The organism is Streptomyces sp. NPDC037083, assembly GCF_055606485.1.
Map to the genome: position 1 here is coordinate 60,261 of NZ_JBVJSQ010000018.1, position 16,040 is coordinate 76,300.

12 protein-coding genes and 3 pseudogenes are annotated in these 16,040 nt (G+C 69.9%); 6 read left to right on the plus strand and 9 right to left on the minus strand.

Features of this window, described 5'->3' with window-relative positions; all coding sequences use genetic code 11:
* Positions 1-30 precede the first annotated feature (30 nt).
* Positions 31-798 (plus strand): annotated as a pseudogene (locus tag ACZ7DE_RS36530) (IS5 family transposase).
* 67 nt (positions 799-865) lie between these two features.
* Here the strand turns inward: ACZ7DE_RS36530 and ACZ7DE_RS36535 are convergent.
* Complete coding sequence (locus tag ACZ7DE_RS36535; protein ID WP_470768705.1) at positions 866-3,136, minus strand: MMPL family transporter; 2,271 nt, start codon at positions 3,134-3,136, stop codon at positions 866-868.
* A 175-nt stretch (positions 3,137-3,311) separates the two neighbouring features.
* Here ACZ7DE_RS36535 and ACZ7DE_RS36540 point away from each other — a divergent pair, with 175 nt between their 5' ends.
* Both ACZ7DE_RS36540 and ACZ7DE_RS36545 read left to right on the plus strand, forming a co-directional pair.
* Positions 3,312-4,484, plus strand: coding sequence for a sensor histidine kinase (locus ACZ7DE_RS36540; RefSeq protein WP_470768706.1), 1,173 nt, complete (start codon positions 3,312-3,314; stop codon positions 4,482-4,484).
* Positions 4,459-5,121 carry a response regulator gene (locus ACZ7DE_RS36545; RefSeq protein WP_451293409.1) on the plus strand — a complete coding sequence of 221 codons (663 nt, stop codon included), beginning with the start codon at positions 4,459-4,461 and terminating at the stop codon, positions 5,119-5,121. Before ACZ7DE_RS36540 ends, ACZ7DE_RS36545 begins: the two co-directional genes overlap by 26 nt.
* 207 nt (positions 5,122-5,328) lie before the next feature.
* On the opposite strand, the gene ACZ7DE_RS36550 is transcribed toward ACZ7DE_RS36545, so the two are convergent.
* The 5 genes and pseudogenes from ACZ7DE_RS36550 to ACZ7DE_RS36570 form a co-directional block, all read right to left on the minus strand.
* A complete protein-coding gene (locus tag ACZ7DE_RS36550; protein WP_470768707.1) occupies positions 5,329-5,541 on the minus strand; it encodes a hypothetical protein in 213 nt (70 codons plus the stop codon).
* A 411-nt stretch (positions 5,542-5,952) separates the two neighbouring features.
* A pseudogene (locus ACZ7DE_RS36555) lies at positions 5,953-6,491 on the minus strand (NAD(P)H-dependent oxidoreductase).
* Between the two features lie 91 nt (positions 6,492-6,582).
* A complete protein-coding gene (locus ACZ7DE_RS36560) occupies positions 6,583-7,563 on the minus strand; it encodes an aldo/keto reductase (RefSeq protein WP_470768708.1) in 981 nt (326 codons plus the stop codon).
* 370 nt (positions 7,564-7,933) lie between these two features.
* Positions 7,934-8,416 carry a nitroreductase family deazaflavin-dependent oxidoreductase gene (locus ACZ7DE_RS36565; RefSeq protein WP_470768709.1) on the minus strand — a complete coding sequence of 161 codons (483 nt, stop codon included), beginning with the start codon at positions 8,414-8,416 and terminating at the stop codon, positions 7,934-7,936.
* Positions 8,417-8,491: 75 nt separating this feature from the next.
* Entirely contained in the window at positions 8,492-9,334 is an 843-nt protein-coding gene (locus ACZ7DE_RS36570; RefSeq protein WP_470768710.1) for an SDR family oxidoreductase, read from the minus strand.
* 236 nt (positions 9,335-9,570) lie between these two features.
* Here ACZ7DE_RS36570 and ACZ7DE_RS36575 point away from each other — a divergent pair, with 236 nt between their 5' ends.
* Entirely contained in the window at positions 9,571-10,530 is a 960-nt protein-coding gene (locus ACZ7DE_RS36575) for a helix-turn-helix transcriptional regulator (protein ID WP_470768711.1), read from the plus strand.
* A 532-nt stretch (positions 10,531-11,062) separates the two neighbouring features.
* Here ACZ7DE_RS36575 and ACZ7DE_RS36580 read toward each other — a convergent pair.
* Positions 11,063-12,181, minus strand: coding sequence for a fatty acid desaturase family protein (locus ACZ7DE_RS36580; RefSeq protein ID WP_470768712.1), 1,119 nt, complete (start codon positions 12,179-12,181; stop codon positions 11,063-11,065).
* Between the two features lie 7 nt (positions 12,182-12,188).
* The gene (locus ACZ7DE_RS36585; protein WP_470768713.1) at positions 12,189-13,244 is read right to left on the minus strand and encodes a ferredoxin reductase; all 1,056 of its coding nucleotides are present in this window, start codon (positions 13,242-13,244) and stop codon (positions 12,189-12,191) included.
* Between the two features lie 87 nt (positions 13,245-13,331).
* Here ACZ7DE_RS36585 and ACZ7DE_RS36590 point away from each other — a divergent pair, with 87 nt between their 5' ends.
* Both ACZ7DE_RS36590 and ACZ7DE_RS36595 read left to right on the plus strand, forming a co-directional pair.
* Positions 13,332-14,471, plus strand: coding sequence for a PucR family transcriptional regulator (locus tag ACZ7DE_RS36590; protein WP_470768714.1), 1,140 nt, complete (start codon positions 13,332-13,334; stop codon positions 14,469-14,471).
* A 799-nt stretch (positions 14,472-15,270) separates the two neighbouring features.
* Positions 15,271-15,445, plus strand: a pseudogene (locus tag ACZ7DE_RS36595) (IS110 family transposase); the annotation flags it as partial.
* Here ACZ7DE_RS36595 and ACZ7DE_RS36600 read toward each other — a convergent pair.
* The gene (locus ACZ7DE_RS36600) at positions 15,413-16,036 is read right to left on the minus strand and encodes a TetR/AcrR family transcriptional regulator (protein ID WP_470768715.1); all 624 of its coding nucleotides are present in this window, start codon (positions 16,034-16,036) and stop codon (positions 15,413-15,415) included. The pseudogene ACZ7DE_RS36595 and the gene ACZ7DE_RS36600 overlap by 33 nt on opposite strands.
* Positions 16,037-16,040 lie beyond the last annotated feature (4 nt).

Consider the following 16,040-nt stretch of genomic DNA (forward strand, 5'->3'; position numbering starts at 1 on the left):
GGCACGGTCCGGTCCGACAGACGGTCTTACGTGACGCGAGTGCAACTGACCGATCCGGATTGGGAGTTCATCGAGCCGTACCTGCCGATCGGCGAGTACGGCCCGTACCCCGAGCGACTGCGGCAGCAGTTCGACGAGGACGTCGTCACCGCCCTGGAGAAAGCCGCGGCCGAGGAGGAGAAGGCCAGGTCAAAGGGGGCGGCCTCGAAGAGCAAAACGGGCAAGAGACCGAAAGTGATCCCGCGCTGGAAGAACGACGACGCATCCGGCGTCGGCGAAAACTCCGGCTGAAGGCCGCCCTCCACGGACGTTCCAGAGGCGGGCAGACCAGCAGGGTCCACCTCGCCGCCGACCGCGAGTGCCGCCCGCTGGCGTTCATCCTGACCACAGGCCAGGCAGCGGACAGCCCGCAGTTCATCCCCGTCCTGAAGACGGTACGGGTACGCGGGCTCGTCGGCCGACCCCCGCATCCGGCCGGACGCGGTCGCCGGGGACAAGGCGTACTCGTCCCGCGGAAACCGCGCCCACCTGCGCAAACGCCGTGTCATGGCGGTCATCCCGGAGAAGAAGGACCAGGCCGCCAACCGGAAGAAGAAGGGCTCCAGAGGTGGCCGACCCGTCAGCCACGACGCCGATCTCTTCAAGGAGCGGAACACCTTCGAACGCCTGATCAACAAGCTCAAGGCATGGCGAGGCATCGCCACCCGATACGACAAGACTCCCGACAGCCACCTCGCCGGTCTCCACCTGCGCGCCTCGATGATCTGGATCAAGGACCTCACCAGGACCACCCGGTGATCACGACTCGATGTGCCCCTAGGTGACGCGCTGAGGTGCCGGACGCCAAGGGCGGGCAGGGGTTGAGTCAACGGTCAACCAGCCGTGGACGCGGCGCTTCGCCCGTGGATTCCGCGTCGGTGTCGTCGGTGCCGACCGGGCCGCGGGGAAGCATCCGGTCCAGCCACTTCGGCAGCCACCAGTTGGTCCGGCCGAGGAGTGTCATCGTCGCCGGTACCAGGACCATGCGTACGACCGTGGCGTCGATGAAGATCGCGGTGGCCAGGCCGAGCCCGAACATTTTGGTGGAGGGGTCCTCGGCTACGGCGAAGGACAGGAAGACCGCCACCATGATGAGGGCGGCCGAGGTGATGATCCGGGCGGTGCCCGCGACGCCCTCAACGATCGCCGTGCCGTTGTCGCCGGTGCGCAGGTACTCCTCGCGTACGCGGGAGAGGAGGAACACCTCGTAGTCCATCGACAGGCCGAACAGGATGGCGAAGAGGAACATCGGGATGAACGACACGATCGGAACCGTCGCTTCCAGTCCGATGAGTGCGCCTCCCCAGCCCCACTGGAAGACCGCGACCATGATGCCGTAGGCCGCGCCGATGCTCAGCAGATTCAGCAGTGCCGCCTTGAGCGGTACGAGTATCGAGCGGAAGACCAGCATCAGCAGCAGGAACGACATCGCCAGCACGGCGGCGACGAACACCGGCAGGCGCTGGCTGGTGCGTTGGCCCACATCGGACAGGCTCGCGGCGGCGCCGCCGACGTGGACCCTGGCCGGGCCGTGCCCGATCGCCGTGGGCAGCACGTCGGTGCGCAGCCGGGCGATGGTGTCGGCCGTGGCCTTGTCCTGAGGGCTGGTGGTCGGGAACACCACGAGGGTCGCGATGCCGGTGGCCCGATCGATGTGCGTCGGCGCGACGGATGCGATGCCCGGATCCGCCGCGACCGTTGCGACGAGTCGGTCCAGCACTCCCGGATCACCGGTGGGGTCCGCGGCGATGACGAGGGGACCGTTGGTGCCCGGGCCGAATCCCTCTGCGACGAGGTCGTAGGCCCGGCGCTCGGTACGGCTGTGGGGCAGTGAGCCGTCGTCGGGCAGGCCGACGCGCAGGCCGAGCACGGGCAGCGTCGCCGTCAGCAGCAGCGCCGCGGCGCCGACCGCGTACGGCACCGGGTGCCGGCCGACGTGCCCGAGCCAGCGCCGCCACCCGACGGCGTGGGCGGAGCCTGCCGCCGTGTCCCGCCGTCGGCCGAGGCGGCCCCACCGCCCGGCCCGAAGTGCCCGGCCGATCCGGCCGGCCCGGCCCAGCCGCGGGCCCGCCGCGCCGAGGAAGGCCGGCAGCAGCGTCACCGACGCGAGGACCATCGTCAGGACGACGATCGAGACGGCAAGCCCGCCCACCGTCATGAACGGCACGTTCGCGACCGCCATGCCGAGGATCGACACGACGACGGTTCCGCCGGCGAAGACCACCGGCCGCCCCGCCGTGGCCACCGCTCGTCCGGCCGCCTCGTGCGGATCGAGCCCGCACGCGAGGTACTCCCGGTGCCTGGCGAGCACGAACAGCGCGTAGTCGATGCCCACTCCGAGCCCGACCATGCTGCCCAGGACCGGTGCGAACGTGGGGACCTCTGTCACCCCTGCCAGTACCGTCATCGTGGCGACCCCGACGGTCAGCCCGAAGACCGCCATGCCGATCGGCAGCGCGGCGGCGACGAGCGAACCGAACGCCAGGAACAGGATCACGGCCGCGGCGAGGAGGCCGATCAGCTCGCTCGCGCCGCCGTCGGGGTCGGAGAAGACGTAGAAGAGGTTCCCGCCCATCTCGATGCGCAATGGCAACTCGGCGCGCAGCCGTTCGCCGAGACCGACGAGGGCGTCGAGGTCTTCGGCCGACAGCCGGCTCTGATCGGGGTATTGCACCCGGACGACCGCGATCCGCCCGTCGGCCGAAACGAGGCCGCCGCGCACGGCGGTGTCCCCGCCCGCGTCGAGCGCGCCCGCCGGGTCGCTCGTGCCGAGCACGTGCGGCAGCCGCTTCACCTCGGTCTGCAGCCGCGTGAGAGCGGTGCGCGCGCTGTCGTGGTCGAAGAACGTCGCAGCGCCGTCGAGGGGGGTGACGACCACTTGGGCGGTCATCCCCTCCTGGCCGGTGCCGGCCCGCTCGATCAGTTCCGCGGCCCGTTGGGAGTCCAGTCCCGGAGCGGTCATCGAGTCCGCGGTCCGCCCGCCGAAGGCGACGGCGGCGAGGACGGCGAGCGTGGCGGCGACCAGCCATGCCGCGATCACCCGCCAGGGATGGCGGGCGGCGCTTGCGCCCAGGCGCAACAGGGCTTTCGAGAGCATCGGGTCCTCCAACCACCTCGTCGGCCGTCCTTGTACGGCCGCCGATCCCGAGGCTCGTCGCCACGGCGCTCCGCGGCATCGGCCCGCGGGCCGCGGATCCGTCGGCCCCGGGGCGGAGTGACGACCCGTCCTTTCGGCCGATGCGCGGCACGCCGCAGTCCCTAGGCTGAGAACCGTGCTCCGAGACGACCTGCGAACCCTGTGGACCGAACCCCGGCCGCCCGACGCGCCCGCCCGGGTGTGGCGGGACTGGGCGCTGCTCACCGCGGGCCTTGCCGGTGTGGCGCTGGAGGCCACCCTGCGCGAGAACGTCGCGTGGCGGCCGGTGGCGGTGGTGTTCGCCGTATGGCTGTGCCTGCTGCCCCTGTGGCGCCGCACCCGCCCGCTGGCGATGGTGACGCTGGCGTTCGGCTCGGTGATCCTGCTTCAGGTGGCCTCGCTCGTCGCCGCATCGCGCGAGCCCGTCGGCCTGTACACCGACGCGGTCGTCCTCGTGCTGGTGTACGCGCTGCCCCGGTGGGGATCGGGACGCGAGATCGTGCTGGGCGGCGCGGTGATCCTCGCGGCCAGCGCGCTGTGTTCCGTCACGGACGAGACCCCGGTCGTCGAAAATGTCGTGGGCTTCGTCTTCCTGCTGCTGCCCGGCGTGGTCGGGGCTGCCGTGCGGTTCCGGGTGACCGCTCGCGAGCGGCAGTTGGAGCAGGTGCGCTCCCGCGAGCGCGAGCAGCTCGCCCGGGAACTGCACGACACGGTGGCTCACCACGTGTCGGCCATTGTGATCACAGCTCAGGCGGGCCGGGTGCTCGCGGGCACCGACCCGTCCGCCGCCGTCGAGGCGCTGGAGGGGGTCGAGGAGGAAGGGGCGCGCACGCTGGAGGAAATGCGCGCCATGGTAGCCGCGCTGCGCGACCGCGGGGTCGGCGCCGAGCTGGCGCCGCCTGCCGGTGTCGCGGATCTGGAGCGCCTGGTGCGCACCCCGGGTGGTCGCCTCAGCGTCGACCTGGGGCTCGACGGCGAGCTGGACGCGCTGCCCCCGGCCGTGGACGCGGCCGTCTACCGGATCGTGCAGGAGTCGGTGACCAACGCGCTGCGCCATGCGGTCGACGCGACCGAGGTCGTCGTCCGGGTCGCCGCGGAACGGCACATGGTGCGGGTGAGCGTGCGCGACAACGGCCGGCGCACCGGCCGGGGGCGCGACGGATACGGACTTACCGGATTGCGCGAGCGCGCGACGCTGCTCGGCGGCACACTACGAGCCGGCCCGGGTACCGACCGGGGCTGGCATGTCGACGCCGAACTGCCGAGAGCGAGGAGCGAGAGCGGTGTCCATTCGCGTCCTCGTCGCTGACGACCAGACGATCATCCGCACCGGGTTGCGGATCATGCTGAACGCCCAGCCCGGCATCGAGGTGGTCGGCGAGGCCGCCGACGGGCGGGAGGCGGTACGTCTGGCCCGCGAACTGCGCCCCGACGTCTGCCTGTTCGACATCCGCATGCCCGTACTCGACGGGCTCGAGGCCACCCGGCTGGTCGCCGGCCCGGGCGTCGCCGACCCGCTGGCCGTGGTCGTCATCACCACGTTCGACCTCGACGAGTACGTCTACGGCGCGCTGCGTGCCGGCGCCCGCGGATTCCTCCTCAAGGACACGGGACCAGACCTTCTGGCCCAGGCCGTACGGTCGGCGTCCGGCGGTGAGGCGCTCATCGCGCCCAGCGTCACCGTCCGTCTGCTCCAGGCATTCGCGGACCTGCCCGCCGGCCGGCCCGTGGCCCAGCCGGTCTCCCCCGTCACCGCCCGCGAGGAGCAGGTGCTCCTCGCCGTCGCTCGCGGGCTGACCAACACCGAGATCGCCGATGCACTGCACATCAGCCTCAGCACGGTGAAGACGCATCTGGCCAGCCTGATGGCCAAACTCGGCGCCCGCAACCGGGTCGAGATCGCGATGTGGGCCTACGAAACGCGCCGTGTCCTCCCCGGAACCTGACCCGGGTGCCGGGCCATGTCCCATGAGTCCCCGCCCGGACCTCAGTGCACCGGTCGGCTCACGTCGGCTCCACGTGCCTCACCCGCCCCAGAGCGTGACGTACCAGGAGGCCGGAGCTGGGACGGTGAGACACCCGATACGACAAGACTCCTGACAGCTACCTCGCCAGTGTCCACCTGCACGCCTCGATGATCTGGATCAAAGACCTCACCGGGACCACCCGATGATCACGACTCGATACGCGCCCTCGGGGTCGGGGCGACCAGCGACGCCGCCTTCACCCCCGCCAACCGACAGGCCCTGGCCGCTCACCTCGCCGGCCTGGACCACACCCTCGCCGACGGCGACCGCCTCGCCCCCTACGTCTGCCACCGCCTCGAAGAACAACGCCGCGAGACAGCCGCCTTCCTCACCCGCCACCTCCCGGAGCCCACGCCGTGAAACGCTCCCGACGCCGACACCGTCAAGGCCGCCATCTCACCGACCCCGAACATGCCGCTGCCACCGGGCTCCGCCCCACCGTCACCGCCGTCGAGCGACGCCTCGGCGTCCCGCACGCCACCTTCCAGGGTCACGGTCCTGACCTCATCCGATACGAAGGCCGGACCCGGGTGGAAATCAGGAGCCGGGTCCTGCGGACGTGCTCACCCTGCGATCCAGATCCACCGAGCTCAGACACCGCTCGGCGACGAGCGGTCGCTGTTTCACGACACAGTCGCCGCCGATACAGATCTCCCGGTCGCTTGGCGCCGATCCGGCGAAGTGCGACCGGAGACTGCCATCACCGCCGCGTCGCGATCGGCGACGGCGGCCGTTGTCGTGCGAGTGCGGTCAGGCGGCGAAGGAGGCAAGCAGTTCGTTGTACTGCTTGGCGGCGGTGGTCAGGTCCTGGTCGGAGAGGCCGAAAGCGGTGCCGTACAGCTTGACCATCGGCTGGATGTCGAACTGGCAAAGTCGCAGGGTTGCGTGCCAGTTGCTGAGGAGGGTCTCCAGGGTGGTCTCGTTCGCGCCTTCGGGCGTGTAGTGGTCGGCGGGGACGCCGGCGGTGACGGCGACGATGCCTTCTTGCCGGCCGTCTCGGAGGGCGAGCCGTCCATGGTGAAGGCCCAGCCGAGGGTGAAGACCTTGTCCTGCCACTGCTTGAACAGAGGGGTGGTGTTGTACCAGAACACCGGGTGCTGGAAGACGATCACGTCGTGGTCGGCCAGCAGTGCCTGCTCGGCGTCGACGTCGATCTGAAAGTCGGGGTAGGTGGCGTAGAGGTCGTGCACCGTGACATGGGCCAGCTCGCGGACGGCGTCCACCAGAGCCTTGTTGGCCTTCGACTGGGACAGGTCGGGGTGGCCTACGACAAGGAGAACCTTGGACATGCTGAGAAAGCCTCTTCAGTGATCAGTGAAATGGGTGAAGGGAAGCAGATTGGTCGGGTGCGACGGGTCAGCACGTCGCGGGGGCGTCAGGTCACCGGTCGATGGTGGCCATGTTCGCCTCGTCGTGGCGCTCTCCCGCGGCCGGTGTGAGGTTGTTCAGGCGGTCGAGCTGAGCGGCGCTGAGCTCGATGCCGTCGGCGGCGGTGTTCTCTTCGACGCGTGAGACCCGGCGGGTCCCGGGGATGGGGGCGATGTCGTCGCCGCGGGTCAGCAGCCAGGCCAGCGCGGTCTGGGCCGGTGTGGCTCCGATCTCGGCGCCGATGGCCCGTACTTCGTCGACGATGCGCAGGTTGCGCTGGAAGTTCGCGCCGATGAAGCGCGGGTTGGTCTTGCGCCAGTCGTCGTCGGCGAAGTCGTCGACGGTGCGGATCTGCCCGGTCAGCAGGCCATGGCCGAGCGGCGAGTAGGGCACGAATCCGATACCGAGCTCGCGCAGCAGCGGGAGGATCTCGGCCTCGACGTCACGGGTCCACAGCGAGTATTCGGTCTGCAACGCGGACACCGGATGAACGGCGTGCGCCCGCCGGATCGTCTCGGGGCCGGCTTCCGAGAGGCCGATGTGGCGCACCTTGCCTTCGGCGACCAGCTCGGCCAGCGCGCCGACGATCTCCTCGATGGGCGTGTTCGGGTCGACGCGGTGCTGGTAGTAGAGGTCGATGTGGTCGGTGCCGAGCCGCAGGAGCGAGCCTTCGACCGCGGCCTTCACGTTGCCGGGGCTGCTGTCGATCACGCCGGGGCCGCCACCGGAGTGGGAGACGAGACCGAACTTCGTCGCCACCACGACGTCGTCCCGACGGCCCTTGATCGCCTTGCCGACGATTTTCTCGCTGTGGAAGGGGCCGTAGATCTCGGCGGTGTCGATGTGGGTGACCCCGAGGTCCAGCGCCCGGTGGATCGTGCGGATCGACTCGGTGTCATCGAGCCCCCCGCCCGTGGTGTACATGCCGGCCATGGTCATGGCTCCCAGCCCGATGCGGGAGACATCGAGCCCGCCCAGTGATACGTGCTTCATCCGGTACTCCTTCTCGTGACGGCCGTCAGGCCGGTTCTGATCAATGGGGTGCGGCACCAGCTGGCGGAGCGTGCTTCGGCGGTCCGCGCGCCGCCGGTGCGGGCGCCGTTGCCGGATAGCGGGTCAGCGCCGAAGGTGCACCCGGCGGCCTCTGTCCTCGACCCGGCATGGTGCTCAGGCGTGGGTGTCGTCGTGGGTCAGACTGCCGAGGGGACATCGATGCCGCGGTCGCGGGTGATGTGCTTCGTCCAGGCGGCCGGGCGGGCCGATCATGCGGGATTGGAGCTGGCCGCTGTCGGGTGGGGTTCGACGCCGGTGTTGCCAGGGCCAGGCTGCCGGGGGGATCCGCGGCTGAACCGGCTGCGCCGGGTCAGTGCTCGTGGGCCGCCGGCTCCAGAACGAGGACTGGGATCTCACGTTCCGTGTTCGTCTGGTACTCGGCGTAGTCGGGGAACGCTTCGACGGCTCGGACCCACCACAGGGTCTTCTCGTCCCCGGTCACCTCGCGTGCCAGCATGTCCTGGCGCACCGGGCCGTCCTGAAGCTCGACTCGGGGGTCGGCCACCGCGTTGTGGTACCAGACCGGGTGGGTGGGGGCTCCTGCCATGGAGGCGACCACGGCGTAGACGCCGTCGTGCTCCACCCGCATGACCGGGGTCTTGCGGATCTTGCCGCTCTTCGCGCCCAGGGTGGTCAGGATGACGACGGGCAGGTCCCGGAGCCTCTCGTCTTCTTCCCGTGCGACCAGGATGCTCAGCGTCGTTCCCTGCGTACCGCCGGAGCTTTCGTACAGCTCCACCTGGTCACGCACAAACTGCGCCTTGCTCGGCTCGTACTCGCCTTTGAGGGGCATGCTGACTCTCTCCGTGCTGTCGAAACGCGCGCCCGGCTCGGTCCTCCGTCCTGACCGGGGTGCGGGGTGTGGTGCTCAGGCGTGGGCGTCGTAGGCCAGGGCGCCGCCCAGTTCGCGGGATGCCTCGGCCTGGGCGAGGAGCTCCTTCGCCTTGGCCTCGGCGGCCTCGATGGCGTCCGCACCGGCGACGAAACGCAGCAGCGGCTTCTCCTGGCCGGCGATGGTGAGCAGGGCGCGGGCGAGCTTGGCGGGGTCGCCGGGCTGCTTGCCGTTCATGCTCTTCATGGCCTCGATCCGGGGTGCGGTGCGCGGGGCGTAGTCGTCGATGGACAGCTCGGGCCAGTTGGTGGAGCCGTCCACGAGGAGCTCGGTGCGGAAGTAGCCGGGCTCCACGAGGGTGGTGTGGATGTTGTAGGGCTCGACGTCGTGGCGCAGGGACTCCATCCAGCCCTCTTCGGCGAACTTGGAGGCGGCGTAGGCGGAGGTGAACTCCATGCCGACCAGCCCGGCGGTCGAGGTGATGGTGATGATGTGCCCGGCGCGCTGCTTGCGCAGGATGGGCAGGACGGCGCGGGTGACGTTCATCGGGCCGAAGAGGTTGGTCTCGAACTGCCGGCGCATCTGCGCGGGCGAGATCTCCTCGAAGTAGCCGGTGAACAGGTTCCCGGCGTTGTTGATGAGGACGTCGATGCGGCCGAAGCGGTCGACGGCTGCCCGCGCGGCGGCCTCGGGTTCCGCCAGGCTGGTGACGTCGAGCTTGGTGACCAGCAGGTCGTCCTGCGGCCCGCCGAGGGTCTTCTCGACCTCTTCGGGGCGGCGGCCGGTGGCGACGACCTGGTGGCCGAGGGCGAGGGCCTCGCGGGCGACGTCCGTGCCCAGACCGCGTCCGGCACCGGTGACGAGAATGACCTTGCTCATGGGGGGATTTCCTTTCAGGCGCCGTGCTCCGGCACCCACTGTGTGCGGGGTGCTGCATACAGCGCCGCAGAGGGGGCTGGGACCGGCGGCACGAGCGCGGTCCGTCTGGACGGTCACACCGCCGTGGGCGGTGCACCACCAACGAAACCGGCTGCCACGCAAGGGTGGGAGTCCCTGGTGAGGGGGTCACTGACAGGGACCCCCAACCCGGCGGATGCGCTCGTAGAGTGAAGCGCATGGCAGGCAGAAACGACCCCAACGGCACAAACCGCGACATCCGCGATGATTTCCGTGCGGAGATCCGGGAATTCCTCGGCACGCGACGGGCCAGGGTCACCCCCGAACAGGCTGGGCTGCCCGTGTACGGCGGAGAACGCCGACGGGTCACCGGGCTGCGCCGCGAGGAGGTCGCCCTCCTCGCGGGCATCTCCAGCGAGTACTACACCCGGCTGGAGCGCGGCAACGCCACCGGAGTCTCGGAGAGCGTCATCGAAGGCATCGCGCAAGCACTTCAGCTCGACGAGGCCGAACGCATCCACCTGCTCGACCTTCTGCGCGGCGCCGGCACGACCCGTCCGCCACGCCGCCGCCCGACCCAGCAGCGCGTTCGGCCCGCGGTTCAGCGCGTCCTCGACTCGATGAGAGGCACACCCGCGTTCATCCTCAGCGGACGCGGGGACATCCTGGCCGCCAACCACCTCGGGCGCGCCCTGTTCTCCCCCGTCTACACCGACCCGGTACGGCCGCCGAACAACGCCCGGTTCGTCTTTCTCAGCCCGCACGCGACCGAGTTCTTCCGCCACTGGGACGAAGTCGCGGGCGACACGGTCGCCATGCTGCGCGCCGAGGCCGGCCGCGATCTCTACGACCGGCGGCTGACGGACCTGATCGGGGAGCTGTCCACCCGCAGCGCGGAATTCCGTCACCGCTGGGCCGCCCACAACGTCCGGATGCACACCACGGGCGTGAAGCTCCTCCACCACCCGGTCGTCGGCGACCTCGACCTGCCCTTCGAAACCTTCCCACTCCCCGACGGCCCCAGCCAGTTCCTCCTCACCTACACCGCCGAGCCCCACTCACCCTCGCAGGACGCCCTGAACCTGCTGGCCAGCTGGGCCGCGACCGACGACGGCATCGAGCGGTCCGAGCCGGCCAACGACTCCCAGCCCGCCGACTCGGGCGAGACACCCGACTGACCGACGAGCCACGCGAGTCGACTGCGGCGTCTTTTGCGGAGTAACGGCAGCATCCGCCACCGCTACATCAAGGGCACGAACGGCACAGCCGTCCACGCGAGACCGCTGGGGTGACGTTGCCCTCCAGCTCGCGGCACTGCGGGCAAACGGACAACTGCCAACCCCCGCCATCACTTCGGCTCACCCGCCCACCCCGGCAGCAGCGCAGGGTCGGACACAGGGGCGGCGAGCATCGGTTCCGGCAGTGTCCGCGTCACAGCCCATACCTCCACCCAGCCCGCCCGTCGGTACATCGAGTGCGCGTACGCATCCGACTACCGGCCCGAGCATGGCAGGTCAGCGCACTACAACACCTCGCCGAGGGCTGGGAGCCGAGCTCCTGGCACACCTCCAGGCAGCGCAGCCGGCGCTGGGCTGCCGCGGATCCTGTGTCGTACGGCGTGATGTCGCGGTCGCCGACCGTCCGCCACGGATCTCACCGAAGCCGACGGTGCCGCCGGTACGGCCGAAAGATCTGAACCCGTACCGGGAATCAGGCCGCGACGAGCTCCTGCTCGCGTTCCGGCGTCTTGACCTTGGGCTTCTTGTTCGGCAGCGAGAGTCGGAAGACCTTGTGCCAGGCGGAGAACACCTGCTTGGGCAGAGGCCCGGTGACGTACTCCAGCTCGTACTTCTCGAACAGTGCGCGCACCTTCACCGCGACCTCGGCGTACCGGTTGCTCGGCAGGTCCGGGAACAGGTGGTGCTCGATCTGGTGAGACAGGTTGCCGGTCATGAAGTGCATGGCCTTGCTGCCGCTGATGTTCGCCGAGCCCATCATCTGGCGCAGGTACCACTGCCCGCGCGTCTCGCCCCTGATCGACCGGCGCTCGAAGACCTGCACGCCCTCGGGGAAGTGCCCGCACATGATCACCGAGTGGGACCAGATGTTGCGGACCAGGTTCGCGGTGAACGTGGCGGCGAGCGTGGTGAGGAACGACGGGCCCGACAGCAGCGGGTGGATCACGTAGTCCTTGAGCACCTGCTTGCGGATCTTGCGGCCCACGGCCTTGGCCCGCGCGCGGAACTCCGGGTTCTTGCGGCGGCGCTTGTGCAGGTTCTTGCCGAGCTCCAGGTCGTACGCTGCGATGCCGTACTCGAAGAAGCAGGCGTTGAGGAAGTTCCACAGCGGCTGGCCGAGGTGGAACGGGTGCCACTTCTGGTCCTCGTCGACGCGCATGATGCCGTAGCCGAGGTCGTTGTCCTTGCCGATCACGTTGGTGTACCTGTGGTGCAGCTCGTTGTGCGAGTGCTTCCACTGCTCGGCCGGCGAGACGTGATCCCAGTCCCAGGTGGTGGAGTGGATCTTCGGGTCCCGCATCCAGTCCCACTGGCCGTGCAGGATGTTGTGGCCGATCTCCATGTTGTCCATGATCTTCGCCACGGACAGACCGGCGGTGCCGATCAGCCACGCGGGCGGGAAGATCGAGAACAGCAGCACGCCCCTGCTGACCAGCTCGAGCTTGCGCTGCGCCGAGATGACCTTGCGGATGTAGGCGGCGTCTTTCTCGCCGCGGCCGGCGATCACCTCGTCGCGGATCGCGTCCAGCTCGCGGCCGAGCTCCTCGATCTGCTCCGCGGTCAGGTGGGCGGTGGGGTCGATGGCGGTCAAGGTGCTCCTACCGTTCGATGTCGCAGGGGCCCGCCGCGGCGGACACGCAGGTCTGGATGAGGACGCCCGGCTCGGCCTCGGTGATCTCGCCGGTGCGCAGGTCGCGGACGGCGCCGGCCTTGAGCGGCGTGACGCAGCCGAAGCAGATGCCCATGCGGCACCCGGAGGGCATGAGCACGCCGGCCTCCTCGCCGACGTCCAGCAACGGCGTGGCGCCGTCCGCGTCGACGGTCTTGCCGGTGGCGCTGAACGTGACCTCGCCGCCGTCGCCGGCGACGACGATGCTGGGGCGGAAGCGTTCGGTGTGCAGGCGCTCTTGGAGGCCGTGCTCGGTCCAGTGCTCTTCGGCGGCGTCGAGCATGCCCGCGGGCCCGCAAGCCCAGGTCTCGCGCTCGGCCCAGTCGGGCACTAGTTCGGCGAGACGGGCGATGTCGAGCATGCCGTCCGTGTCGGTGTGCACCTCGGTGAGCCGCAGCTTCTTGCCCGCGACCAGGTCGTGCAGTTCGCTGCGGAAGATCACGTCTTGCGGCTGTGGCGCGCAGTGGACCATGACGACGTCGTCGAACTCGGTGTCGCGCAGCATGCCCATCACGGGCGTGATGCCGCTGCCGGCCGTCAGGTAGAGCACCTTGGCGGGCTTGGCCTGCGGCAGCACGAAGTCACCGGTCGCCTGGTCGAGCTGGATCAGCGTGCCCGGTTTCACCCTGCGGACCAGGTGGTTGCTGACCTTGCCGTCCGGAATCGCCTTCACGGTGATCGTGACGCGGCCGTCCTGGCGGTTCGTCGGCGAGGTGATGGAGTAGGCACGCCACAGGCGCACCCCGTCGACGTCGACTCCGATCCGCACGTACTGACCGGCCGTGTGGCCGCGCCAGCCCCGTCCCGGCCTGATCACGATGGTCGCGGCGTCACCCGTCTCGGGGTGCACGGCCTCGATGCGCCCGCGCAGGTCAGCGCCCGCACGCAGCGGGCTGACCAGGTCGAGGTAGTCCGACGGCAGCAGCGGCGTCGTGACCATCTCCAGCAGTTTCCACGCCCCACTGCGCAGGGCTGCACTCGTCATGACCCCAGCTTGCTGTGCCTCAGGGCGTAAAGTCCTGACCGTAGGACGTAAATCTGGTCGGCAGAATTGTTCGCAGGGAACAAAAACATGAGCCATGCAATCCGGAGGGCCAGCGAACTGGCCCTGGATGAGACGACCGTCACCGCACTTCGGGCCGCGCTGAAGACCACTGCCGACGAGGTCGTCCAGGCGATCATCGACGAGGTCCCTCCCTACGCCAACGCTCTTTCTGGCCACATGGGCGCCACCATCCGCCGAGCCGTCCGCACCGCTCTGGGCCACTACCTCGACCTCGCGAGCGGGAAAGCCACGGGCGGGGACGCCGGTGACGCAGCCTACGAGCTGGGCCGCGGCGAGGTGCGCGACGGCCGTTCGATGGACGCCCTGCTCAGCGCCTACCGCGTCGGCGCCCGCGTGGCCTGGCGATGCCTGGCAGCGGGTGCCGTACCCGCAGGTCTGCCCGCCGCCGAGGTCGCCAAGTTCGCCGAGCTGACCTTCGCCTACATCGACGAGCTCTCCGCCGCGAGCGCCGCAGGCCACGCCGACGAACTGGCCGCCCAGGGCCGGGCCCACGAGCGCCACCTGGAACACCTGGCCCGCGAACTCCTCGCCGGCGCGAGCCCGGACGTGCTGCTGGCCTCTGCTCAACGGGCCGGGTGGCAGCCTCCGGTTTCGCTGACCGCTGTCCTGCTGCCCGCCGCCCAGGCCCGCCCTGCCTACCGCGCGCTCGACGCGAGCACCCTCGTCCTCGACGATCTGCCGGACGCCAACGGTGTGCTGCTCGTCCCCGATGCCGACCGATCACATCTCTTGCGGCAGCTGACCGACCGCACCGCCGTGGTCGGCCCGCCCCGGCCATGGACGCGTGCGTCCGCCTCGTACGCACGAGCCGTACGTGCGCGCTCCCTTTCCTCTGGCATTCGCGACACCGAGGACCACCTGCCCGAGCTGGTGCTGAGCGCCGACGTGGACGCGTTCGCAGACCTGCGTGCCCGAGCCCTCGCACCGTTGCGGACCTTGCCTGTCGCGACCGCACGGCGGCTGGAGGAGACGTTGCGGGCGTGGCTGCTGCACCAGGGCAGGCGGGACGAGGTGGCGGCGGCGTTGTTCGTCCATCCCCAGACGGTCCGGTACCGGATGTCGCAGGTGCGGGAGCTGTTTCCGGATCTCGCATCGCCACACCGGGTTCTTGAACTGACGCTGGCGGTCGGTCTTCGGGTCAGTTGACGCGTACTTCGACCGTCCACGACCACGTCCGCGAGCGGTTCAGGAATCGTGCCGCGTTCTCGGTGCCATCAGCTGGCGCTTGCGGTCCGGGGAAGAGCGGTATCAGCCCGCTGAGACCGAGGGTTGATGGGAAGACCAGGCAAGGCCTCGGGAAGCCCGTCGGGCGCGCTGTCCGGTGGCCACTGGACGGGTGACGGTGCTGTTGAGGCGAGGGACCGCAACGCACGAGGCTCCCGTGCCGCTGGAGGAGGTGTTCGAAGTCCCAACCCATCGACGCAGGAGCCTCGTTGGCTCCCGTGGATGTGGCGAGCGAGACGCACCTCACCCGGCCCGTCCTGCACGGTGGGCGCGCCCGTCGCGCTGTACAGCCTGAGATCGCTACCGTAGAGGGCACTCTGTTCGAGCGGTCGCGACCTCGTCGTGACGTCCGCGTGCGCCGCGCCGACCAGGGCCGCCAGCGGGTGCCCTAACGGGAGCCACCCGCCGACGAACTGCCCGCCGGGCCAGCTCACACGCGCTGGATGGAACCGCAGCCAGGGGTCGCCCGCGCAGACCTCGGCTCCGCAACGGGGATGTCAGCGAGCCGACCACGCCTAAACTGCGTGGTGACCATCACGGACACGGGGGCGGTTCGCCGGGTCCCCCCTCGCGTCAGCAGGTGGCTGCGGAAGGTGACCCGCTGAATCCGACCGCGACCCGCGACTGTCCCCACTGCCACCAAGCCGGTCACCATCGTCGGGCTTCTCGTGCTCCCCGAAGCCACCCGCCCTTCCGTCCCCACCGCCGGCCTTGGCATCGTCTCGTCCCCGGCACGGACGCGGCCGCCCTGATCGCCCCCAGCCCTTGCGAGTTCCCTCCAAGCCGTCCTCGACCAGCGCAAACTCCTCGCCACGGGGATTGAGGACCTGCTGGAGGCCCACCCTCTTCCCCAGGTCCTGACGTCAATGCCCAGCATCGGCGTCAGGACAGGAGCCAGGATCCAGCCGGCTTTCCAGTCCCTTGATGATCATCTCCAGGGCCAGGTGGAACATTCGGCTGTCGTCAGGGCCTGTGTCCGCGCGCTCGCCTTCACCCCCGGCGGGGGCGGCGGGTGGGAGAGCTGACCACCGGTGAAGTGCACCGTTGGTTTCGGCGATCAGCACGCCGAGTACGGCGGCGCAGACGGGGGCGGCCACCCGCGGGGTCTCGTGGTGGGGTACTCCCGCATCCTCCAGCACGGCGGTGAGCCCGAGCCAGAAGGGGTCTTCGGGCTGGATGAATTCCGGTCGCCCGAACGAGTAGGTCATGAGTTCGGGGTGGCGGCGCACCAGCGTGCGGAAGTCCTGGGCGAGCTGTCGGATGCGTTCCTGCCAGGCAGCGTCTTCCCGGGTCGCGGTGCGGAACTGGGCGCCGACCGTTCTCGCCACGCCGCGCAGCACGGCGTCCTTGTTCGGCACGTGGTGGTAGAGCGACATCGGGTTCGCGTCCAGCGCGGTCGCGAGTCTGCGCATGGTCAGTGCCTCGACGCCGTCGGCATCGATGAGCCGCAGGGCCATGGCGTAGATGCCGTCCTCGGTGAGCGGCACGTCC

What these genes read in the sequence shown, in the direction of transcription:
- ACZ7DE_RS36535 (WP_470768705.1), bottom strand. Translation starts at nt 3,136, where the DNA reads ATGCTCTCGAAAGCCCTGTTGCGCCTGGGCGCAAGCGCCGCCCGCCAT.
- ACZ7DE_RS36590 (WP_470768714.1), top strand. Translation starts at nt 13,332, where the DNA reads ATGAGCCATGCAATCCGGAGGGCCAGCGAACTGGCCCTGGATGAGACG.
- ACZ7DE_RS36575 (WP_470768711.1), top strand. Translation starts at nt 9,571, where the DNA reads ATGGCAGGCAGAAACGACCCCAACGGCACAAACCGCGACATCCGCGAT.
- ACZ7DE_RS36585 (WP_470768713.1), bottom strand. Translation starts at nt 13,244, where the DNA reads ATGACGAGTGCAGCCCTGCGCAGTGGGGCGTGGAAACTGCTGGAGATG.
- ACZ7DE_RS36570 (WP_470768710.1), bottom strand. Translation starts at nt 9,334, where the DNA reads ATGAGCAAGGTCATTCTCGTCACCGGTGCCGGACGCGGTCTGGGCACG.
- ACZ7DE_RS36565 (WP_470768709.1), bottom strand. Translation starts at nt 8,416, where the DNA reads ATGCCCCTCAAAGGCGAGTACGAGCCGAGCAAGGCGCAGTTTGTGCGT.
- ACZ7DE_RS36560 (WP_470768708.1), bottom strand. Translation starts at nt 7,563, where the DNA reads ATGAAGCACGTATCACTGGGCGGGCTCGATGTCTCCCGCATCGGGCTG.